The following is a 21,086-nucleotide window of genomic DNA, read 5'->3' as shown; positions in this document are numbered from 1 at the left end:
GAAGCCCACATCCGGTTGCAAGGTTCATGCCGGGCGCCTCATCCTGGTGCTGCCGAGTCGAAAGAAATCGAAGGCTGTCCAACCATCAGCGAATATATATCGGTTTGTCATTTCCTGCGCTTTCCCGGAAAATAATTCACTTCACATTTCCCTGTAAGCCGGGCAGCTGCTCCATTTTTACGATCTTCTCTGGATGGGGTACAATCCGAAATCTTCAGCCAGCCGTGTATTCTCAAAAATCTGCTGCGCTTCCTTAAGCAGTGGCTGCAGATGCTCGATATCTTTATAGCGGGAACTAAAGTGGGTCAGGAACAGCGTCTTTACTCCGGCTCGTTCTGCTGCCTCTGCTGCCTGCTTAGCTGTACTGTGATAATATTCGTGAGCGAGCTCCGTCAAGTCATCCATAAAGGTAGCTTCATGAACGAGAAGATCGGCTCCCTTCGACAGGCTCTCCACCCCCGGGCATGGGCGCGTATCCCCGAGAATCGTAACCACTCTGCCCTTTTTCGGAGTTAGAAGCACGTCCGAAGCATGTATCCACCTGCCGCCGCCGAGATCCACGCTCTCTCCTCTTTTCAGCTTCCCGTATAACGGTCCCGGCTTGAGCCCGTAAGCCTCCAGCCGCTTCAGATCCAGACTGCCGGGAAGGTCTTTCTCCTCTATGCGGTAACCGTAGCTCTCCGCTCGATGATCCAGCTTTGCCGCTTCCACCCGGAAGCTATCGTCCTCAAACAACACACCGCCCGTATGCTCCATGATCTCCATCGTGTAAGGAACACGGGATTGGCTGATGTTTAATGTGGTCTCAATGAACGATTTAATCCCCGGGGGACCGTAAATCGCAAGCGGTAAAGTCACGCCTTGGGCACCGCGGCTCGAAAGCAGTCCCGGCAGGCCGAAGATGTGATCACCATGCATATGGGTAATGAATACCTTCTCAAGCTTGGACAGCTTGAGCGGGGATTTCAATATTTGATGCTGTGTGCCTTCTCCACAATCAAAAAGCCACAAACTTCTGCGCTCCTCCAGCAAACGCAGTGCAATCGAGGTCACGTTACGCTGCAGCGTCGGAACCCCCGCGTTCGTTCCTAAAAAATAGAGTTCCATCCCTCTTCTCCCCTTTCGGTTGTAAACCGGAGAAATCCCCCGAAACATTCGGAGGATTTCAACCCGGCTATGCCGGTATTCAACAGGTTAAGCTTTATCCACGTTAAAATAATGTGCCTCAGGATGGCTGAACACCATCGCCGATACCGACGCCTCAGGCTCCATCATGAATCCTTCGGTGAGTTGAACGCCGATATCCTCTGGCTGCAGCAGCTTAAACAACGGCTCCTGATCTTCCAGGTCCGGGCAAGCCGGATAACCAAAGGAGACGCGAATGCCTTGATACCTGGCACCCAAGCGCTGCTTCATGGTCATGTCTGCCGGATCCGGATATCCCCAAGTATCCCGCATCATGTGATGAATCCGCTCCGCCAGTCCTTCTGCCGTTTCCAGGGCAACGGATTGAAGCGCATGGGAGCGGAGATAATCTCCCTTGTCCTTCCATTCCCCGGACAGTTTTCCTACGCCGTGTCCTGCTGTAACAACGAGAAATCCGACGTAATCCATCACGCCGCTATCTACGGATTTCAAGAAATCCGCCAGACATAGGTATGGCTCAACCTGCTGTCTCGGAAACGTAAACGTATGCAGTTCTTTGGTTGTGTCATTCGGATCATATATGATGATATCGTTGCCTCTCGACTGCGCCGGGAAGAAACGGTACATGGCATGCGCCTGAATGATGCCCGATTGAACGGCCTCCTCCAGGATACCGTCAACGGTTTCCTTAAGGGATACTGCCTTCGGATCATTTGCTTTTAACAGCTGTTCAACGGATCCTTTAAGTCCCAGATGATGTCCTAACAGCATCTGCATGTTGATATAAGGCAGGATATGCGAGATCGGATAATTCCGGAGCACATGCCGCTCCATATCCGGCGGTATATACACCGGGACATCTGTCGATATTTTGGATCGCAAGCCCTCTGACAGCTTAGGCATCACTTTCACCACTTGAGGAGCCGCAGCTTCCGCTTCTTGCTCTGCCTTGATATCTTCAACCATTCTTGTCCGCTGCACCGGATCGCTAAGCTGGTTTGCCAAAGCAAGACCATCCATCGCATCCTTGGCATAGAGCACCATCCCATCGTACTCCGGACGAATGCGCGTTTTGGTGAATTTTCGTGTCAGGGCAGCTCCGCCTACCATAATCGGAACGCTGATCCCGGCATTCTTCAAATCCTGGGCCGTTGATACCATCTGCTGGGCTGATTTGACCAGCAAACCGGACAAACCGATTGCATCAGGCTGTTCACGCCGGTAGGCCTCGATAATTTGCTCCGGTGGTACTTTTATACCCAAATTAATGATTCGATAACCATTGTTGGACAGAATGATCTCCACCAGGTTTTTGCCGATATCATGCACATCTCCCTTGACGGTGGCGAGCATGATTTTACCTTTGACCGATGACTCGTTTTTCTCCATAAAAGATTCCAAATACGCCACGGAGGCTTTCATTACTTCTGCGCTCTGGAGCACTTCTGCCACGATTAACTCATTGTTGTTGAACAAGCGGCCAACCTCGCTCATTCCATTCATCAAGGGGCCGTTAATAATCTCAAGGGCTCCGTATTTGGTTAATGCTTCATCCAAGTCCGAAATAAGTCCTTCCTTAGACCCTTCCACTACATAGGAGGCAAGGCGTTCCTCAAGTGTCAAATTCGAGACTTGAACCTTCTTCTCGACCTTCTTGTTGCGGAATGCCGCCACAAAGGCTGCCAATGTCTCATCATTGGTGCGGTAGATCAGATCCTCCGCCAACCGGCGCTCCTCTTCCGGAATGGAGGCATACCGTTCCAGCTTCTCTGTGTTCACAATCGCATAATCCAGGCCCGCCTTGGTGCATTCGTACAGATACACGGAATTCAGCACTTCGCGTCCTGCTTCCGGCAATCCGAAGGAAACGTTGCTGATTCCAAGAATCGTATGCACTTTCGGCATCGCTTCTTTTATAATACGAATGCCTTCAATGGTTTCCTTGGCGGATCCGATGTACTGCTCGTCTCCAGTACCTACAGGGAATACCAGTGTGTCAAAAATAATATCTTCCGGTGAAACGCCATACTTGTTCACGAGCAGATCATAAGAGCGCTGAGCTACCTTCAGCTTGTCGTCACGATGGATCGCCTGGCCGCTCTCATCAATGGTGCCCACTACGACCGCAGCACCGTATTTGTGTACCAAGGGAATCACTTGCTCAAATTTCTCCTCGCCATCTTCAAGGTTAATGGAGTTAATTATCGCTTTGCCTTGCGAGTATTGGAGGGCTAAGTCAATGACAGCCGGATCGGTTGTATCCACCATCAGTGGTACCTTAACCTTTTTCACCACGAGCTCCAGGAATTTGACCATGTCTTCACTTTCTTCACGATCAGGGTCCTGCACACAAACGTCAATAATATGAGCACCGTTCTTCACTTGTGCACGGGCAATCTCGGATGCCTCTTCGTATTTGCCTTCAACAATTAGACGCTTAAACTTGCGCGAACCCAGTACATTCGTACGTTCACCCACCATATATGGGCGGTTTTCCTGCTCAATATAGACAGGCTCGATGCCGGACAATGCCGGTAAATGCGTACCATCCAGCGGACGTGGCAGGAAGGTGTCCATCGTATTCTTTAGCGCACGAATATGATCAGGAGTTGTCCCGCAGCAACCGCCGGCAATATTGAGCCATCCCTTTTCTGCAAAAGCACCCATCTTCTGGGCCAACGACTCAGGGGATTCATGATACTGACCGTTCTCGTCAGGCAGACCAGCGTTAGGATAACAACTGATCGCACTTCTTGACATTTCAGACAAAGACCGGATATGGTCGCGCATGAATTCCGGGCCTGTAGCGCAGTTAAGCCCGATGGATACCGGATTTAAATGTTCCAATGAAATGTAGAATGCTTCAATATTCTGACCGGCAAGCGTGGTTCCCATCGGTTCGATGGTACCGGAAATCATAATAGGAAGGGTAACACCCGTCTTCTCAAACGCCTGGCGAATGCCAATGCTCCCCGCTTTAACGTTCAACGTATCCTGTGAAGTTTCGAGCAGCAGCGCATCAACCCCTCCTTCAATCAAAGCCACGGCCTGCTCCTCGTAACTCTCAATCAACTCGGCAAAAGTCACACCGCCGGTGACGGAGAGCGTCTTGGTTGTCGGCCCCATTGCCCCCACCACATAGCGAGGACTGTCCGGGGTAGAATATTTTTCAACCGCAGCACGCGCCAAATGCGCTGCTTTCAGGTTGAGTTCCCTGGCAAGCTCCGGAACATCATATTCAGCAAGGACAACGGAGGTTGAGCCAAATGTATTCGTTTCAATCAGGTCTGCACCTGCTTCAAGGTATTGTTCATGTATTTTCTGAATGACATCCGGCCGATGAATGACCAGCATTTCATTACAACCGTCCAGCTCCGGGCCGCCAAAATCTTCTGCCGAGAGGTCCTCTTGCTGTATCATGGTGCCCATGGCACCATCAAGAATTAATATTCGTTCCTTAAGTACTTCTTGTAAGCTAGGCTTGTTCAACTCATAAACCTCCCCGGAAAACGTTAAATCTTAGTGTATCAGAATATTTTTCAATAGAAAAGCTGAAATATGCGTTGTTACTCGGGCAAATCAACATTTGCAGATGACAAACGCGGTGAGGGGGGCTATAATACATATTAATCCAACGGGAGAAAGAGGGTTAGAGCTATGGCAGAGATTGTAATTCGCAATACGAACGAACGTATTACCGGGGAAGAAAATGTTCGGGAATTCCTGAATAACCAAGAGGTTGTTTACGAGCACTGGAATATGGAAAAACTCCCGGCAGCGCTTCAAGAAAATTTCAAGCTTAGTGATGACGATAAGAAGCGCATTTTGGACATCTTTGATGTAGAGATTCGCGACCTGGCTGCAAGACGCGGCTACAAAATTTGGGATGTCATCACACTTTCCGAGTCAACGCCCAATATAGAGGACCTGCTGAAGAAATTCGAAGAGGTTCACACGCACTCGGAAGACGAAATCCGTGCGATAGTCGGCGGTAAAGGGATCTTCATTATTAAAGGTTCTGACGATGTAGGATACTTTAATGTTGAGCTTGAGCCCGGCGATGTCATTTCCGTTCCGGAAAACACGCCTCACTTCTTCACATTGATGGAGAACAAACAGATCATCGCAGTTCGTCTCTTCATTGAAGAGAACGGATGGGTAGCTACACCGGTAGCGGATCCCCAGTTCCAATAAAACTGCAATGGTTGATTGAATAGGAAAATAAAATAAGGCAGCGCAACCATCCGATTCACGGATCCTGCGCTGCCTTATTTTATTGTGTTGCATTACTCCATTACTCCGTTACCGTGAGTTCCTTCAACGGCATCGAGTGCTGTCCTCTTGCAGTGACGTGCGAAACGATACGATACGTTCCGGCATCGGGGAAGGTTTTTTCCATTTGGTATACCCCATCCTGATCGTGCTTAACCGGCACCTTCGCCTGTACGCCTCCACCTTCGAGTGTTACTTCAAATTCCACATCATTCGCATCTTCCACCGGATTGCCTGCTTGTGTCACCTTTGCTTGAATTAATACCTTCTCACCAGCCTGAATGCTCTCCGGCGTCAACGTCAGTTCTACAATGATAGGCTCTGCCATCACATCATCGCTGTATTCCGCTTGGCTGTCACTGCATGCAGCAAGCGCAACAGCCATAAGTACCATCGCTGCAAACAAAGCCACCTTTTTCGTAGTCATGCCTAACACCTCTTTACGATATAATGCTATGTATGGTTCATCCACGTAATGGTCAATGCCAATCTGCGTAAGCTTACTATCCATTATATCGTATTAACCTTTTTTTTCTATCTCATACAGCTTACAATTGTGTGACGTTTATCACAGGCGGTAATCACAACAAACCTCAGGCGACAGGACCAACAAAAAAACAGCCCCGGATCGCATAATCTGCTTCAGGACTGTTTCTATGTACGATAACGTATCGATGGATATTAATATACTTGTAATTTACAAATTCCTCAAAATGCCGTGCAGTTCGGATAAATGCTTGATTTCAAACTTCGGCTGTATACCCGGATCATGGGGACGATCGACCCGATTGATCCATACGGTATGGAGCCCAGCCGCATTGCCGCCCTTAATATCCGTTGTCAGTTTATCCCCGACCATAACAGCTTGATCGGCCTCCACACCTAACAGATCAAGTGCATGCTTGAATATGGAGACATCTGGCTTACCCTTGCCGAAATCGCCGGAAATGATAATATGATCGAAATATGGGACCAGCTCCGGGACGCCATCCAGCTTCTCCTGTTGCAGATCAGGACTTCCGTTCGTAAGAAGCAGTAATTTCACGTTGCCCTGCAATTCCTTCAGAATTTCAAAGGTCTCTTCATATACATAGGGTCTTGTTCGACGTTCTGAAGCAAATCGTTCAGCCAGCTTCTCAGCCAACGACTCATTATCCACACCCACGCGAATAAGTCCCCGGCGCCACGACTCTTTGCGGTAAACGGGTGCAAGTTCCTGAAGTTTCCTGAATTCCGGCTGTGCTCCAGCCGTAAAATTCGCCCACAAGCCTTCAAACGGATTAATTCCGATCATTTTAGTAAAAGCAAACGTATCATACGATTCATATAACGCTCTTGCTTCCTCCCTGACCGCAGACAGCAGTTCAGCTGCATTGACGCCGGTTTCCGCTGCCCCCGCTTGGCTTGTCACTTCGAAAGCCTCTTCCACACTTCGTTCGTCCCACAATAACGTATCATCCAAATCAAATAACACTGCAGCTATCGGCATTTCTCTCCCACTCCCCATATTGACTGTTATCTGCTCTGTCGATTAGTCATGCTCCACTGGAATTTGATGAGTTTTGGCAAACTCCTCCAGCCTCTCGCCCATCGCTTTGGTATCATAAAGATTCATCATGCGTGAGAACACCCAATTGCCCGCTTTCCCTTTGCCCTGGATAACCACGGAACCCGAAGCAATTTTGATTTTCTCGATGTCAGATACAGCCAAACGGCGTTCCCGGTTGAATTTCATCGTGGATACAGAGGCACGCTCTATCTTCAAATAAGGCTTACGCAAGAAAATCATAAGCGCCAATAGAATATACAAACTGACACCCACCCAGTTCAACACATCATTGCTTCCTCCTGTTGCCCCAGACGTTGCAGTGCCCAGAAGGGCGTACAGCCCGGCAAGCGCAACGAGCACTAACGGCAGAACGTATTTACGTCCTTTAAACACATCACTCTTATCGGAGATGGTGGAACCTTGGTACGAGGACAGCCCTTGCTTCTTACGCTGCTTGTTGAGTTGTGACATATTCTTGTTGACTTTTCTTTCCCATGATCGTGACATATGGTTCCCCCTGGACTCAATTTCAATATGATTTAAACCATATAAATTTGGGAAACCGTGTTCAATTCTCTACAAATGAACCGGCATCCCAAATGTTATAATTCTATCCTTCTATCTGCCCATTAATCCTCTGATCAGATCATGAGACAGTTTTCATAGACTACTGCTTTAATCGTGGGCCGCCTTTTTCTTCATTTTCATCTACCCATTCAATCGATTCAAGCTGTTGTCTAAAGTTACTACGAATATTGTTAAGGTATATTTCCCGAAGCTCAGCCCGTTCCTTCTGCTCTTCTTCGGTCAACCCTTCACTCTTCTGTTTTCTTGCTAATACATTAATGCGTTCCACCAAAGTATCAATATCCATGCCTTCTCCTCCAATTCCAATATCATTTATAACTTAAACATGTGAAAAAGAGCTTGTCAAGGAAACCGCACCCTTGCAAACTCTCATTAAGAATAAATATGAATGTATGATCAGTATGAATGGGTTCTCCCCATCATTAACAATAGAGTATTAGTAATTAGAAATACACAATACGCGTTAGAATGGATTGCTCATTACTTACCACACCGGTAATGATAACACCTCTCCTGCCTGTATGTCAGGACCCTTCAAACCGTTCGTTCTTCTAATACTATCAATATATACGCGCGTATCCATATCAGCTGGTTTATGAAGGGAAGCGATACGCCATAAACTATCGCCGGATTGAACAATGACCAACTTCTCACCTGTCGGCTTCTCCATTCCCCCGGCAAAAACGGAATAGGCCCCCGTCCAAAAGGATGCAACAATCAGCAGAATGAATAGAAGTTTAATTAAGGGGATGGAAGTCATTCTGGATTTCAATTGATAGACCCAAGTCACCGAAGACTTCTCCGTTCGCACAGGAACGTTCTCATAAATACTACGGTATGTACTGTATTTCAACATGGAATCATCATCTCCCAAACAAGTGTTCTCTTATGAATTCATAATAACACGAACATTTGTTTGATACAATACCCAAAAGAACATTTGTTCTATCTTTTTTTAGAACTTATGTTTGTACGAACGGAAGTTCTATGTTATAATTTTCCCAAACGTTACTAAATGGGGTTGATACGGCATGTCGAAAATATCCAGCCGCCAGCTGGCGATCTTAGAGTTTATCCGCAACGAAGTTCGTAGCAAGGGTTACCCGCCTTCTGTCCGGGAAATCGGCGAGGCTGTAGGACTAGCTTCCAGTTCAACGGTCCATGGGCATCTAGACCGATTGGAGAAGAAAGGTTTGATCCGCCGTGACCCTACGAAGCCAAGAGCGATCGAACTGCTTGGCCAAGAAGAATCCGATAGCGCTAATCTGTTTACCCACACCATTGCCAGAGTGCCTGTTGTCGGTAAAGTCACTGCAGGCGTACCTATTACCGCCATGGAGAACATCGAGGATTACTTCCCCCTCCCTCAGCATTATGTAGGCGACGATAAGGTATTCATGTTATCTGTTGTTGGTGACAGCATGATTGAAGCTGGCATACATAGCGGTGACTATGTCATTGTTCGCCAGCAGCAAACTGCAGACAACGGGGACATTGTAGTAGCGATGACAGAGGAAGACGAAGCAACCGTAAAGACCTTCTACAAAGAGAAGGACCACGTTCGCTTGCAGCCGGAGAATCCTACTTACGAGCCCCTGCGCCTGAATCATGTAACCATTCTCGGCAAAGTCATCGGTCTCTTTAGGGATGTACACTAACTTCATATATCAATGAACAAGAGGTTACCTTCCCTTAGTTGGATGGTAACCTCTTGTGCTACGTTATTTAATCCTTAAGATTTCCGGTCCTTGCGCAAGACCATCGCCATGGCATTTTGCCTAAGATCTAATTGATACATTCTCTCAGCCATATTATATTCAGGCGAGCCTTCCCCGCCTGGACCCTCCGTGGACTTCAGAACAAGCTTATTATCTTTCACCGTAGGTGTAGTGCCCGGTCTGTAATAGGACGTGCTGGCTCTAGAAAACTCCTCCTCAAATTGCAGCTGCACCGCCTTACCACTCCCATGCTCCACCGCAAATGCATAGATTTGTATTCCGTGACAGTCCTTATATTGCGGGGCGAGTATGAACACATCCGCTTCCTGAAAAGGCAATCGAATCATCTGAAGAGCAGCGGAAGTTGGTTGTATGAAGGTGAGATCCTCAAGGACAACCACATCCTCCGAGGTCCCCTCTGCCGCGTACTTCACTTTGTAATCCCCTTTAAACGACAGATCCGTTTCGAGTCCGAAACAGCTGGGAGCTCCTAATTCCGTTATCTCTTCCTTATCGATGGCAACTACCTGTAACGTTCCTTCATCCGTTGTACCTTCTGCGCGAATCGTCTCCGTCACAGATGGGGATGGTCCCCCCCCTGCCGTATGCTGTTGTACCGTACGTTCCCCCCAAGGAAACTGAATCAATAGCAGTAGAGTGACAAACAATAGCACGCCAGTCATACCAACACGTAAATATGGACGACGCTTTGATCTATGGCTACCTTGGGTCAGTGACACCTGTACCTTATTTTTCATCTCGGCGGTAAATGGTTCATTTTGAAAAGGACCTTGTTGCGCTCGCTCGTACCAATCAGGCTTTTCCTCATTCATAACCAGAATTCTCCTTTAACATGTTCTGCACTTTTTTTCTCGCCCGATACAGCCTGGATTTAACCGTACCAGTCGCTACGTTTAGAAGCTCCGCTATCTGAGTGATCGGCATTTCGTAGTAAAGATCTAGAACCAGCACCTCCCTGAACTTTCTTGGCAGACTCATAATCATCCTCCATATCTCATCCGTATACTGACTTTCCATATATTCCGCTTCAGCTGACCGGCTCTGGTCATCCAGACGCGGCTTGTCCTGCAAGGTCACTTTCCGCAAGAAAAAAGCCTGTTTGTGCCGGAACGCCGTATGTCTTGTAATCGTAAGCAGCCATGTCTTTAACGTCGACTGCCCACGAAACGTATGTATTCCATAATAGGCCTTAATAAAAACCTCTTGGGCAATGTCATCAGCAAGAGCATGTTGCTTGGTCAAAAAATAGGCGTAATTCCATATATCATTTCCATACTGGTTCATCATTTCATTCAAGGTTTGTGTATCCATCTTCGACATTTGTGTTACGTATTCAAGCTCCAACCGATTCACCTCATCTAATTAGAGTCATTGAAGCGAGTAAAAGTTCCCTAATTTTGATAAATAAAAAAGGCATCTTCCCCCACATGGAGTAGATCCCCTTCATTCCCGGTTAATGTTAGCTGGTTTCTAAAGATTATGTTACTCACTCGTTAAAGGAGCCTGGTCCCAATCCAATTTAAATTCAGAACCAAATCTTCTTACGGATTCTATATCAGCAGTAAGATTAAAATCCTGCTCAGATCCGTAAAAACCCAATTGATAACTTCCTGCCGTATCTGTTTCTTTCCAATCCAATTGATATAAATGTTTTTCAAAAGACATAAATAAACCATTAAGACTAAATGAATTAAGCCTTTCAAGAGGAAATTCCGTCGTAACTCTAATATAATTTCGAATCGTCAGGTTGGTCCAACCAAAATTCAAATCATAGATTAAATGATCCGCTTCAAAAAACTTAAAATGGATCTGGCATCCTTCATTCTCACCAGGTATTCGTGATATAAAACGGAATTCAACCCGAGTTCCCTCTTCATGGAGGTCCCTAAGTACGGCCATTTATAATCTCCTCTACGGTTATTCCTTTGATTTCGGGTAATGTTATTGTAATCAAGCGTAGTTGGAATGACAAGTCGGCGCTGCCATACCTACACCGACTTAAACAAAAAAATCCCCACTGCCATATAGCAGCGGGGATTCCTCTATTAATACATCGTAATGTACTGATCGCGTTCCCATTGGTGAACTTGTGTGCGGTACATGTCCCATTCGATTTCCTTCAGCTCATAGAAATGCGCCAGCGCATGATCGCCGAGTGCGTCGGAAATAACTTCGCTGCGAATCAATTCGTTGAGCGCTTCCTTCAGGTTTGCCGGTAAGCTTGGGATACCTTCCTCGATCCGCTCTTCTTCCGTCATCACATAGATGTTACGGTCGATTGGAGCTGGGAGGGACAATTCGCGTTTAACGCCATCCAAACCTGCTTTTAGCATTACAGCAAGAGCGAGGTATGGGTTAGCTGCTGGATCCGGGTTACGCACTTCGATACGTGTGCTGAGGCCACGGGATGCAGGAATGCGGATCATCGGGCTGCGGTTGCTTGCAGACCACGCTACGTAGCAGGGTGCTTCGTAACCAGGCACGAGACGCTTGTACGAGTTAACCGTAGGGTTCGTAATCGCAGCAAATGCGCGTGCATGCTTAAGAATACCCGCCATGTAGTTACGAGCGGTTACGCTCAAGCCAAGCTCATCACTCTCATCAACAAACGCGTTCTCGTTGCCTTTGAAGAGCGATTGGTTGCAGTGCATACCCGAGCCGTTCACGCCAAAGAGTGGTTTCGGCATAAAGGTAGCAATCAGACCATGCTGACGAGCAATCGTCTTAACAACCAATTTAAAGGTTTGGATCTGATCGGCTGCTTTGATAGCACTCGCATATTTAAAGTCAATTTCGTGTTGGCCAGGAGCCACCTCATGGTGAGATGCTTCGATCTCAAAACCCATCTCTTCCAGCGTCAACACGATATCGCGGCGGCAATTCTCGCCAAGGTCCGTTGGTGCCAGGTCAAAGTATCCGCCTTGGTCATTGAGCTCCATGGTTGGGTTGCCTTTTTCATCAGTCTTGAACAGGAAGAATTCCGGTTCTGGACCTACATTCATTGAAGTGAAACCCATCTCTTCGGCTTCTTCCAAAGCTCTCTTCAGAATACCGCGCGGATCTCCGGCAAATGGAGTGCCGTCAGGCATATAGATATCGCAGATCAAACGCGCAACACGATCCTCGGATACCCATGGGAAAATCATAAAAGTATCGAGGTCCGGATACAGATACATATCGGATTCTTCAATACGTACATAACCTTCGATGGAAGAACCATCAAACATCATTTTATTATCAAGTGCTTTTGGCAGCTGGCTTACAGGAATTTCAACGTTTTTGATCGTTCCAAGCAAATCTGTAAATTGCAAGCGGATAAATCGAACATTTTCTTCTTGTGCAATGCGTAGAATGTCCTCTCTGGTATAACTCACTTTATCCTCTCCTTTTTAAATAAAAACTAGTAATGTGAATGAAGAATTACAGCATGGCAATCCTTATTTATTAAAAAACCGGGATAATTCCCCTTGAATCAATGAAACCTGACCCGGTCTTTTAGCGGTAATCAATTCCTGCTTCAGCAAACGACGCAGCTGCGACTCTGACATCTCACGGCGTCTGTTCTCCGTATCAGGAGTAATGACGGTAGCCTCTTCAGACTCTTTTGTGACAGGGTTCATAACTTGCTTAATGCCAGCGATGTTAACACCTTTCTCAATCAAAGCCTTAATCTCTAGCAGTCGCTCCACATCATTGAAGGAAAACAGGCGTTGGTTGCCCGATGTGCGGGCAGGGACAATTAAATTATGCTGCTCATAATAGCGTATCTGTCTGGCAGATAGATCCGTAAGCTTCATAACGATGCCTATCGGAAATAACGCCATATTCCTCCGAATCTCATCACCCATATCTCATCAACCTTCCAAGTGGTCTATTCTGATCCTATTGTACATTTCCTGATCAGCTACGTCAACCGCATGTAAGGATAACTCACAATAGTTTACGATCTTTCATACTTTGAAGGGCCATAAGTACCCCATATTTAACATGAGAGTACGTCAGACCCCCTTGCATATAACCAATGTATGGAGATCGGATAGGAGCATCTGCCGATAATTCAAGGCTTCCTCCCTGAATGAACGTGCCTGCCGCCATGATTACCGGGTGCTCATATCCAGGCATATCCCAAGGCTCAGGCACCACATGACTGTCTACTGCCGCTGCCCGCTGAATCCCTTGAACAAAAGCGATCAAGTGATCCGGTCCGGTAAAAGAAACGGCCTGGATCAAATCCGTCCGTTCGTCCTGCCAGCCCGGCTTGGTTGTAAATCCTACGGCCTCAAACATCGCAGCAGCATATACACTGCCCTTGACCGCTTGTCCCACCGTAGAAGGCGCGAGGAATAACCCCTGGTAAATCCCCCTCGTCGTGCCTAGCATAGCTCCCACCTCACGCCCGATTCCCGGAGCGGTAAGCCGATAGGCTGCCATATCCACATAGGCTTCCTTGCCACAGATGTAACCACCGGTTTCGGCAATGCCGCCGCCCGGGTTTTTGATGAGAGAACCTGCCATCAGGTCAACACCAACTTCGGTAGGCTCCAATTGCTCCGTAAACTCGCCATAGCAGTTATCTACGAAAATAATCAAATCCTCGCGAATGGAACGGATACGGGCAACCATTTCACCGATCTGAGAGACCGTAAAGGAAGAGCGCCAATCATATCCGCGGGAACGCTGGATACCGATGACTTTCGTTGTTGGCGTGATCATCATCTCCACCTGATTCCAATCAATCTCACCTTGTTCTGTTAGCGCAATCTCATGATAACCGATGCCAAAATCCCGAAGGGAACCCGTGCCGTCTCCAGGCTCGCCGATGACTTTATGAAGAGTGTCATACGGACGTCCGGAAATGTACAGCAGCTCATCTCCTGGTCTTAAAACGCCAAACAGCGCCGTCGAAATCGTATGCGTCCCGGAAGCAAAATGAGGACGCACCAGGGCCGATTCGGCCCCGAATACGTCTGCATATACTTCATCCAGCACTTCCCGCCCGCGATCATTGTATGCATAGCCGGTGGAAGCCGCGAAGTGAAAATCACTTACGTGATGCTTCTGGAAGGCATCGATCACCTTCCACTGATTGAAGTCCACGATCGCGTCAATCTCGCGCAAGCGCTGTCCTATTTTTGCTTCCATCTCATTGCTTAATCCAAGTATATCCTGCGAAAATCTTGCCATGACAAACCGCTCTCTCCTCTATTACACATGATGTCTCACATCTTAACACTTCATCTTTAATTCACGCTGTTGTATCTCCATTACTGCTGCTGAACGTAATCATGAAGCACATAACCCATCTTCTCGTAATCAGCTTTATTAATTCGAACCTCGTAGAGGATATCATTCTCATCAAGAGACTGCTCCAGCACGTCGCCGATACGGTATACAGCCGAGTTCAGATCGCCCCGGTCAGCGGGAATACGAAACGTCACATTCCCACCCGACAGCTGGTTCTGGATCGCTTCACGGACCGTGTCCAGGTCCTGATCATTATAAGCACTAATCTTTAATTGCCCCTCCCCGGTCGGCAGCATCTCCAACTGCTCCGGCTCACACGCATCCTTCTTGTTAAAAAGAACGATCTGCGGTTTATCCGCTGCTCCCAGGTCCTGCAGAATAGAATGAACCACAGCCATCTGCTCATCTCGCATGGGTGAGGAGGAATCCACAACATGAAGGATCAGATCCGCTTCATTGGCTTCTTCCAGCGTCGCACGGAATGCCGCAACGAGATCATGTGGAAGATTCTGAATGAATCCTACGGTATCCGTAAGGACCACTTCTTTGCCGCTTGGCAGTTCGAGTGCACGCGAGGTCGGATCCAGCGTAGCAAACAGTTGATCTTCGATATACACGTCTGCGGCCGTTAAACGATTCAGCAGTGTCGATTTGCCGGCATTCGTATAGCCGACCAAGGCTACCTGTACGGCGCCACTCTTCTTGCGGCGCTCCCGGTGCAGACTCCGGTGCCTTGTCATCTCATCCAGCTGCCGCTTCAGGTCACTGATTCTGTCGCGAATATGCCTGCGGTCGGTTTCGAGTTTGCTCTCGCCCGGTCCGCGTGTCCCGATCCCCGCTCCGAGCCTTGACAGATTCTTGCCATGTCCCGACAACCGCGGGAGCAGATACGTAAGCTGAGCCAGCTCCACCTGAACAATCCCCTCACGCGTCTTGGCGCGCTGGGCGAAAATATCCAGAATCAATTGAGTCCGATCGATAATCTTCACATCGAGGGATTCTTCCAAATTCCGTACTTGCGCACCGGATAACTCCTGATCGAATATCGCGGTGGTTGCGCCCAATCCATCAATCGCCATGCGAAGTTCTTCAACTTTTCCCTTACCGATAAACCATTTGGAGTCCGGGACTTCGCGATTCTGGGTGATCACATCCAGCACCTCAACTCCAGCCGTTTCAGCGAGCTGAACCAGCTCCTGCAAAGAATATTCGGGATTGATTCCCGAACGTTTAACCTTATCCGTCACCAAGCTGACCAGTATAGCCCTATCTTCGATCTCTGTCCGGGTATCATGCGTTGTATTAGTCATATATCCAACTCCTTCTAACGATTACGTCTCTTATGTTAACTAACCACGGCTGCCTGCAATAAACATGATGATGATCAGGAAGCGGTGTTACCCCTTCATTATGTTCGAAGACAGGTTTAAAATCATTGTAATTTTCCGTTTAACTTAAAGTCCTCCGGCCTTAGTGTCATAAGCTCAAGCTTGCCGGGATTCCCGGTCACATATTGGTTCAGCAGCCGAACCGATTGATTGCGAATGGATTTCTCGATCACATTCCTCACATAACGGGCATTACTGAAGGCATGGAGTCCATGATCCTTCTCAGATTGCAGATGATCCTTCAGCTTGCTGAGCGACTGCGGCATCAAAATATAATCCCGCTCCTTTGCCATCAGCTCTGAAATCTGAATCAACTGATCCATGTTGTAATCCGGAAAGTCCATCTGTATCGGAAACCGGGAATGCAGTCCAGGATTCGTATCCATAAAAAAATCGATCTCATCACTGTATCCTGCCAATATCAGAATAAATTGATTCTTGTGATCCTCCATTGACTTTACAAGGGTATCGATCGCTTCCTTGCCAAAATCCTTCTCGCCGCCTCGTGCCAAGCTGTATGCCTCGTCAATAAACAGGATTCCTCCCAGTGCTTTCTTGACCAGTTCTCTGGTCTTTTGAGCAGTATGGCCGATATATTCGCCGACAAGATCCGCTCTTTCTACTTCAACCAGATGTCCTTTGCTCAGCACGCCCATCTTCTGGAACAGCTTCGCAACGATGCGCGCGACAGTCGTTTTGCCGGTACCGGGATTTCCTTTAAAAATCATATGGTATACATGACCGCCACTTAATAAGCCTGCTTCTGAACGCATCTGAGACACTTGAAGCAAAGCGTAAATTTCGAACACCAGGTCTTTGATTTGATCCAGACCTACTAGCTGATCCAGCTCTTTCTGTATTTCCTGGAATAGACTGTGCTGGGAAACAGGGTTTGGCGAAGGGGCCGGTTCGCGTTCCGGAACCACGCTGCTGACAAGCGGAGGTTCCGCGCTGCGGAGCACGACATTAATCTGCCTGGATGGCCGTCCTTCAGATCGGCCGTTAGCGGCCGTTACACGCCCGTTCATTGCTCCTCACCTCTTTATCCAAAGGGCTGACTATCTATTCCAATGTATTCTATTTACAGCCTGCTTATTAGAAGTTTCGTCCTCATAGGACACCAACTGCGATCAGCAGCCGATCAGCCGTCCATTTCGTGTAAGCAAGCACTTCTCTCGACTTGTGTTTGACCATGGGGAGAACGGTAGATTCCGTCAGCGACATAGAAGGATGATCATAACCAAGAGTGGTTGCTACCTCCATCGACCTCGTGCCATGATAATCATGCGTAATTATTATGGCCGTCTTCCACCCGTTGTTCTCCATGATATCTTGACTGTAGAGCAAATTCTCATAGGTGCTCGTGGCTTCGTTTTCCAAGTAGATGCGCTCTTCAGGTACGCCGGCCTCCACCAGGAAGTTTCTCATCCCTTCGGCTTCGGTATACGTATACCCTGGCTTGTCGAGACCGCCTGACACGATAAAAGTATCAAATCGTCCTGCGTTGTATTCAACCAATGCTTGCTCCAGCCGTTCCCGCAGTCCCGGGCTTGGCTGATCGCCCCACATGGATGCACCCAGAATGATGCCGACGTCCGCTTTCTCTGCCGGGCTGCTCTCTGCGCTTTCAATTTTCCAATACGCATAACCCGACCACAATACCCCAAGAACAACGAGAGAGAGCAGGGCATACATCCCTCTTCTAAGCCATGCTCTCTTCTTCGTGCCCGCTCTCGGCAAATTCTTATGTATTTCCTGACGCATTATTTCTTCCTCCTAAATTCTCCGTTATGAAATAACTGGTCACGATGCTTCAGAGACATCATAAAGTAAGGAAATTCATGTGCGTCGATGGCCCGAAGAAGGTTCCTTGCAGTCACCTTAGCAAGCCTGTAATCATCCCGGGTAATATCATTCCGGCGCAGGGCATCCTCAAGCTCATCTTCATCCAGCAAAAACACTTCACCGTTCTTGACGACCACAACGTCCAGATACAGATCGTCAAACCAAGGGACACCCTGATCGGTTACTCCTTGCTTCTTGCAAATATCAATGTACCATTGCACGATCTTTCGCTTGTCATCAAACATGGCGGTAACGATGAAATGGCTGTCCTTCGGATAATACTGCAGCCAAGAATAACCTTTGTCCGCGATTCGGTAGGTATGACGGCCATACGTCTTCCACAACGGTTCTTTCAGGCCGTATATGGTATATAGCGTGAGATACCCTGTAAATTGCTCACATTCCACATACCGGGAAGTGAAGTGTCGGCGGGTGATACGGCGCCAATTCGCCCGATCTCCGAATTTACGTTTCATGGAACTTTTCCTCCCCATATCGTATTCCCAGCTTACCACATTTGGGTTTCACACTCAAAACAAAGAAGCCCCCGCAATTCAAGCGGAGGCTTTCTTGTTTGGTTATGGGCTTTCTTGCGGTGCATCCTGTGTATTCGCAGGATCCGATGGATCAACAATGGTCCCCGGTACCGTAGAAACATTGCCCGTATCCGAGTTGGTTCCCCCTGTGCCGCTGCCTCCATTGTTGGAGCCATCCCCTGAACCATCAGAACCATTGCCTGGGTTCTGGCCGTCTTGACCCGTTCCGGTCCCATTGTCAGGAGGTGGATTCGTTCCATTGCCGTTTCCGCTGCCAGGTCCTTCACCAGTGCCATTTCCATTGCCTGTATCTCCAGGACCAGTGCCATTACCGTTTTCGTTACCCGGAGGCACTTCGTTCCCTGCTCCATTGTCACCATCCTCAACCGGAGGCGGTTCTTCGGTATCTACCGGAGGTGGTTCCACTTCCTCGGGCGGCAGCTCCTCCGAAACAGCGACGACCTGCAGAACGTTCGAAGGTTCCGACTCCTTGCCAGTCGAAGTATCAAAAGCAGTCACGTAGTAATCGTAGGTCAATCCTTCCATGGCGCTCACATCTTCAATGGAGGTTCCGCCCAAGGAATCGAGAATACGGGTGTATTCCGCCTCGGATGTTTCCTTACGATACAAGTGATACTGAATATTGCTGCCTTGAACCGCATTCCAGCTCAGAGATACGGTTTGTGTCTCGCCATTATACGAACCGGTCAGTCCGCTGACGGCGGTTAAAGTCGTTTCTTCTACTGGAGGCGGTGGCGGTTCGGTGCTCGGGAAGTTCTTCGCTTCATAACCCTGAACCGCCTTCTCCATCACTTTGCCCCATAATGAAGCCGAGATCGAGCTGCTTCGTTTCAGCAGATGCTGTCGGTCAGGCGTATCGTATCCCATCCACACAGCAGCGGTTAACTCCGGTGTGTATCCGACAAACCAAACATCACGGTTCGAGCTAACACCCTTGTATCCACTTTGCGTGGTTCCGGTCTTACCGGCTACCGGACGACTGATCCGGGCGTTCTTGCCCGTTCCTTCATCAACGACGCGACGCATCATGTCTGTCATTTGCGAAGCTGTAGAAGCTTCCATTACACGCTTCCCTTTGCTTCCTTTGTTCTCGTGCACAACCTTACCTTTGTTATCTTTAATCTGTTTGATCGCAAAGGCCTCTTTAAACTCACCGCCATTTGCGAAGGCACTGAACGCTTGGGCCATTTCAAAAGTATTTGTACCGGTATCCATTCCGCCCAGTGCAAGGGACAGATTCGCGTCACCCTCGGACATTTTGATGCCCAAACTCTGCGCAAAATCAAAACCGGTCTTAACTCCAATCTGATTCAACAGCCAGACGGCCGGAATATTCTCGGAGCGCTGAATCGCTTCAGGCATACTGATTGTCTCCGAGTAACCATGCAGGTTATTCGGACAGTAATTGCCGCCGAAGCACTGCTTTTTATTGCTCAGCCTGGAATTTTTCGTGAAATTCCCGGATTCCAGCGCAGGTGCGTACGACACAATTGGCTTCAACGCGGAGCCCGGTTGGCGACGGCTGTCGGTTGCCCGGCTGAACCCGCCTCTCGTATACTCACGCCCACCGGCCATGGCAACGATACCGCCGGTCTCTTGGTTAATAATAACCATAGAGCCTTCAACAGGTACATCATCCGGGCTTTCTTCGAAGTTAGCCGGGTTGCTGAACTCCTCCTCCACAGCCTGCTGAGCATTGATATCCATGGTGGTATAAATCTGGTAACCTCCGATGTTGACATCATCCTCGGTAAGGCCCCACTTCTCTTCGGCCTCTTCCATGACGTAATCAATAAACGCCGTATACTTCTGCTGTCTTTCAGGCGGTGTATAATCATAATCCACCTTTTTCGCTTCCTCAGCCTCACCGGCCGTAATGTACCCTTGCTGCTCCATCAGAGTCAGCACCACAGCACGACGCTCTTTGGAGAGGTCGGGGTTCTTCAGCGGATTGTAACGGGAGGGCCCCTTCGGCATTGCCGCCAGTGTTGCCATTTCCCACAATTCCAGATTGTTCAAGTCGGATTCCCCAAAATACCGCTCGGAAGCCGCTTTAATGCCGTAATAAGGTCCACCGAAGTTAATTCGGTTCAAATACATCTCAATGATCTCTTCCTTGCTGTGCTGACGCTCAAGCGCGAGCGCGATCGACATTTCCGTCGCTTTGCGGAAAAATGTTTTATCGCGTGTCAGGAAGATATTTTTTGCAAGCTGCTGTGTGATCGTACTTCCGCCCTCTACCATGGATCGAGCCATGATATCCTTGACCGCAGCACGGCCGATCGACCACATATCCACGCCGTTATGCTCCATAAATCGTTTATCTTCTGTTGCAATGAATGCCTGTACTAATAAATCAGGAATATCTTTGTACTCGACCGGGTCACTCTTCTGGATAGATAGTTCACCCATCAGGGTGCCGTTACGATCATACACTTTGGAGGTACCGTAAGCGGTCAGTTTATCCTGGTTCTGCTCCAGCAGCTTCTCGCCGCTGATCAGGATGAACAAGTAACCTGCAAGCGCGCAGAAGATCGCAATGACGGCTGTAAAAAACAACGCCCATGCAATTCGTTTGCCTTTGCCTTTTTTCTTCTTCGATTTAGGTTTGGTGGTTTTGGATGTCTTCGAGTTGTCTTTGTTTTTGTTCAACCTTGACATCTGATTATCTTTTCCAGCCATTTGTCCCCCTCCTTACTCCCTTGCGGGATCAAGCCTCTGACTCTCGTCAAGTCTCGGAAAGAAAAGAACAACCTTC

Annotated in this window: 20 protein-coding genes; 2 read left to right on the top strand and 18 right to left on the bottom strand. The window is 48.3% G+C overall.

From position 1 onward, the window contains the following. Positions 1 to 177: 177 nt before the first annotated feature. Positions 178 to 1,107, bottom strand: coding sequence for a ribonuclease Z (gene rnz, locus M2277_RS13305; RefSeq protein WP_006209666.1), 930 nt, complete (start codon positions 1,105 to 1,107; stop codon positions 178 to 180). 87 nt (positions 1,108 to 1,194) lie between these two features. Then, positions 1,195 to 4,635, bottom strand: coding sequence for a methionine synthase (metH, locus tag M2277_RS13300; RefSeq protein ID WP_280754921.1), 3,441 nt, complete (start codon positions 4,633 to 4,635; stop codon positions 1,195 to 1,197). Between the two features lie 168 nt (positions 4,636 to 4,803). On the opposite strand from metH, the gene M2277_RS13295 reads away from it, so the two are divergent. Further along, complete coding sequence (locus tag M2277_RS13295) at positions 4,804 to 5,340, top strand: cupin domain-containing protein (protein WP_006209664.1); 537 nt, start codon at positions 4,804 to 4,806, stop codon at positions 5,338 to 5,340. 100 nt (positions 5,341 to 5,440) lie between these two features. Here the strand turns inward: M2277_RS13295 and M2277_RS13290 are convergent, their stop codons facing one another. The 5 genes from M2277_RS13290 to M2277_RS13270 form a co-directional block, all read right to left on the bottom strand. Beyond that, positions 5,441 to 5,845, bottom strand: coding sequence for a FixH family protein (locus M2277_RS13290; protein WP_063479793.1), 405 nt, complete (start codon positions 5,843 to 5,845; stop codon positions 5,441 to 5,443). A 270-nt stretch (positions 5,846 to 6,115) separates the two neighbouring features. Continuing rightward, the gene (locus M2277_RS13285; protein WP_006209662.1) at positions 6,116 to 6,907 is read right to left on the bottom strand and encodes an HAD family hydrolase; all 792 of its coding nucleotides are present in this window, start codon (positions 6,905 to 6,907) and stop codon (positions 6,116 to 6,118) included. 42 nt (positions 6,908 to 6,949) lie between these two features. Next, positions 6,950 to 7,474 (bottom strand): hypothetical protein, encoded by a 525-nt coding sequence (locus M2277_RS13280; RefSeq protein ID WP_006209661.1) that lies wholly within the window; start codon positions 7,472 to 7,474, stop codon positions 6,950 to 6,952. A 160-nt stretch (positions 7,475 to 7,634) separates the two neighbouring features. After that, entirely contained in the window at positions 7,635 to 7,841 is a 207-nt protein-coding gene (locus M2277_RS13275) for a DUF896 domain-containing protein (protein ID WP_006209660.1), read from the bottom strand. A 198-nt stretch (positions 7,842 to 8,039) separates the two neighbouring features. After that, entirely contained in the window at positions 8,040 to 8,411 is a 372-nt protein-coding gene (locus tag M2277_RS13270) for a LysM peptidoglycan-binding domain-containing protein (protein WP_036637582.1), read from the bottom strand. A gap of 175 nt (positions 8,412 to 8,586) precedes the next feature. Between M2277_RS13270 and lexA the strand changes: the two genes are divergently transcribed. Continuing rightward, on the top strand, positions 8,587 to 9,213 hold the full coding sequence (lexA, locus tag M2277_RS13265; RefSeq protein WP_006209658.1) for a transcriptional repressor LexA: 627 nt from the start codon (positions 8,587 to 8,589) through the stop codon (positions 9,211 to 9,213). A 74-nt stretch (positions 9,214 to 9,287) separates the two neighbouring features. Here the strand turns inward: lexA and M2277_RS13260 are convergent, their stop codons facing one another. From M2277_RS13260 to M2277_RS13210, 11 genes are all read right to left on the bottom strand, one after another. Further along, positions 9,288 to 10,106 carry a hypothetical protein gene (locus tag M2277_RS13260; protein ID WP_280754920.1) on the bottom strand — a complete coding sequence of 273 codons (819 nt, stop codon included), beginning with the start codon at positions 10,104 to 10,106 and terminating at the stop codon, positions 9,288 to 9,290. Then, on the bottom strand, positions 10,099 to 10,638 hold the full coding sequence (locus M2277_RS13255; RefSeq protein ID WP_063479252.1) for an RNA polymerase sigma factor: 540 nt from the start codon (positions 10,636 to 10,638) through the stop codon (positions 10,099 to 10,101). The genes M2277_RS13260 and M2277_RS13255 overlap by 8 nt, the downstream gene beginning before the upstream one ends. Before the next feature lie 138 nt (positions 10,639 to 10,776). Next, a complete protein-coding gene (locus M2277_RS13250; protein ID WP_280754919.1) occupies positions 10,777 to 11,193 on the bottom strand; it encodes a hypothetical protein in 417 nt (138 codons plus the stop codon). A gap of 146 nt (positions 11,194 to 11,339) precedes the next feature. Next, a complete protein-coding gene (glnA, locus tag M2277_RS13245) occupies positions 11,340 to 12,668 on the bottom strand; it encodes a type I glutamate--ammonia ligase (protein WP_006209653.1) in 1,329 nt (442 codons plus the stop codon). A 63-nt stretch (positions 12,669 to 12,731) separates the two neighbouring features. Next, the gene (locus tag M2277_RS13240) at positions 12,732 to 13,142 is read right to left on the bottom strand and encodes a MerR family transcriptional regulator (RefSeq protein WP_006209652.1); all 411 of its coding nucleotides are present in this window, start codon (positions 13,140 to 13,142) and stop codon (positions 12,732 to 12,734) included. Positions 13,143 to 13,224: 82 nt separating this feature from the next. Then, the gene (locus M2277_RS13235) at positions 13,225 to 14,478 is read right to left on the bottom strand and encodes a methionine gamma-lyase family protein (protein WP_006209649.1); all 1,254 of its coding nucleotides are present in this window, start codon (positions 14,476 to 14,478) and stop codon (positions 13,225 to 13,227) included. 80 nt (positions 14,479 to 14,558) lie between these two features. Next, the gene (gene hflX / locus M2277_RS13230) at positions 14,559 to 15,848 is read right to left on the bottom strand and encodes a GTPase HflX (protein WP_006209648.1); all 1,290 of its coding nucleotides are present in this window, start codon (positions 15,846 to 15,848) and stop codon (positions 14,559 to 14,561) included. A 122-nt stretch (positions 15,849 to 15,970) separates the two neighbouring features. Beyond that, a complete protein-coding gene (locus M2277_RS13225; RefSeq protein ID WP_006209647.1) occupies positions 15,971 to 16,954 on the bottom strand; it encodes an AAA family ATPase in 984 nt (327 codons plus the stop codon). 82 nt (positions 16,955 to 17,036) lie between these two features. Further along, positions 17,037 to 17,690, bottom strand: coding sequence for a YdcF family protein (locus M2277_RS13220; RefSeq protein WP_148247582.1), 654 nt, complete (start codon positions 17,688 to 17,690; stop codon positions 17,037 to 17,039). Further along, positions 17,690 to 18,247 (bottom strand): ribonuclease FAU-1 family protein, encoded by a 558-nt coding sequence (locus M2277_RS13215; RefSeq protein ID WP_006209645.1) that lies wholly within the window; start codon positions 18,245 to 18,247, stop codon positions 17,690 to 17,692. The genes M2277_RS13220 and M2277_RS13215 overlap by 1 nt, the downstream gene beginning before the upstream one ends. Before the next feature lie 102 nt (positions 18,248 to 18,349). Next, complete coding sequence (locus M2277_RS13210) at positions 18,350 to 21,010, bottom strand: PBP1A family penicillin-binding protein (protein WP_280754918.1); 2,661 nt, start codon at positions 21,008 to 21,010, stop codon at positions 18,350 to 18,352. Positions 21,011 to 21,086 lie beyond the last annotated feature (76 nt).

This window comes from Paenibacillus sp. LBL (assembly GCF_029893715.1).
GTDB classification, from domain to species: domain Bacteria; phylum Bacillota; class Bacilli; order Paenibacillales; family Paenibacillaceae; genus Paenibacillus_AQ; species Paenibacillus_AQ glucanolyticus.
Note: the sequence above shows the minus strand (reverse complement) of the source record. Positions and strands in the feature narration are given on the sequence as shown.

Bases quoted from the DNA above. Each gene is read 5' to 3' on its own strand.
- rnz (WP_006209666.1), bottom strand. From the start codon at position 1,107: ATGGAACTCTATTTTTTAGGAACGAACGCGGGGGTTCCGACGCTGCAG.
- M2277_RS13295 (WP_006209664.1), top strand. From the start codon at position 4,804: ATGGCAGAGATTGTAATTCGCAATACGAACGAACGTATTACCGGGGAA.
- M2277_RS13290 (WP_063479793.1), bottom strand. From the start codon at position 5,845: ATGACTACGAAAAAGGTGGCTTTGTTTGCAGCGATGGTACTTATGGCT.
- M2277_RS13285 (WP_006209662.1), bottom strand. From the start codon at position 6,907: ATGCCGATAGCTGCAGTGTTATTTGATTTGGATGATACGTTATTGTGG.
- M2277_RS13280 (WP_006209661.1), bottom strand. From the start codon at position 7,474: ATGTCACGATCATGGGAAAGAAAAGTCAACAAGAATATGTCACAACTC.
- M2277_RS13275 (WP_006209660.1), bottom strand. From the start codon at position 7,841: ATGGATATTGATACTTTGGTGGAACGCATTAATGTATTAGCAAGAAAA.
- M2277_RS13270 (WP_036637582.1), bottom strand. From the start codon at position 8,411: ATGTTGAAATACAGTACATACCGTAGTATTTATGAGAACGTTCCTGTG.
- lexA (WP_006209658.1), top strand. From the start codon at position 8,587: ATGTCGAAAATATCCAGCCGCCAGCTGGCGATCTTAGAGTTTATCCGC.
- M2277_RS13260 (WP_280754920.1), bottom strand. From the start codon at position 10,106: ATGAATGAGGAAAAGCCTGATTGGTACGAGCGAGCGCAACAAGGTCCT.
- M2277_RS13250 (WP_280754919.1), bottom strand. From the start codon at position 11,193: ATGGCCGTACTTAGGGACCTCCATGAAGAGGGAACTCGGGTTGAATTC.
- M2277_RS13240 (WP_006209652.1), bottom strand. From the start codon at position 13,142: ATGGGTGATGAGATTCGGAGGAATATGGCGTTATTTCCGATAGGCATC.
- M2277_RS13235 (WP_006209649.1), bottom strand. From the start codon at position 14,478: ATGGCAAGATTTTCGCAGGATATACTTGGATTAAGCAATGAGATGGAA.
- hflX (WP_006209648.1), bottom strand. From the start codon at position 15,848: ATGACTAATACAACGCATGATACCCGGACAGAGATCGAAGATAGGGCT.
- M2277_RS13225 (WP_006209647.1), bottom strand. From the start codon at position 16,954: ATGAACGGGCGTGTAACGGCCGCTAACGGCCGATCTGAAGGACGGCCA.
- M2277_RS13220 (WP_148247582.1), bottom strand. From the start codon at position 17,690: ATGCGTCAGGAAATACATAAGAATTTGCCGAGAGCGGGCACGAAGAAG.
- M2277_RS13215 (WP_006209645.1), bottom strand. From the start codon at position 18,247: ATGAAACGTAAATTCGGAGATCGGGCGAATTGGCGCCGTATCACCCGC.
- M2277_RS13210 (WP_280754918.1), bottom strand. From the start codon at position 21,010: ATGGCTGGAAAAGATAATCAGATGTCAAGGTTGAACAAAAACAAAGAC.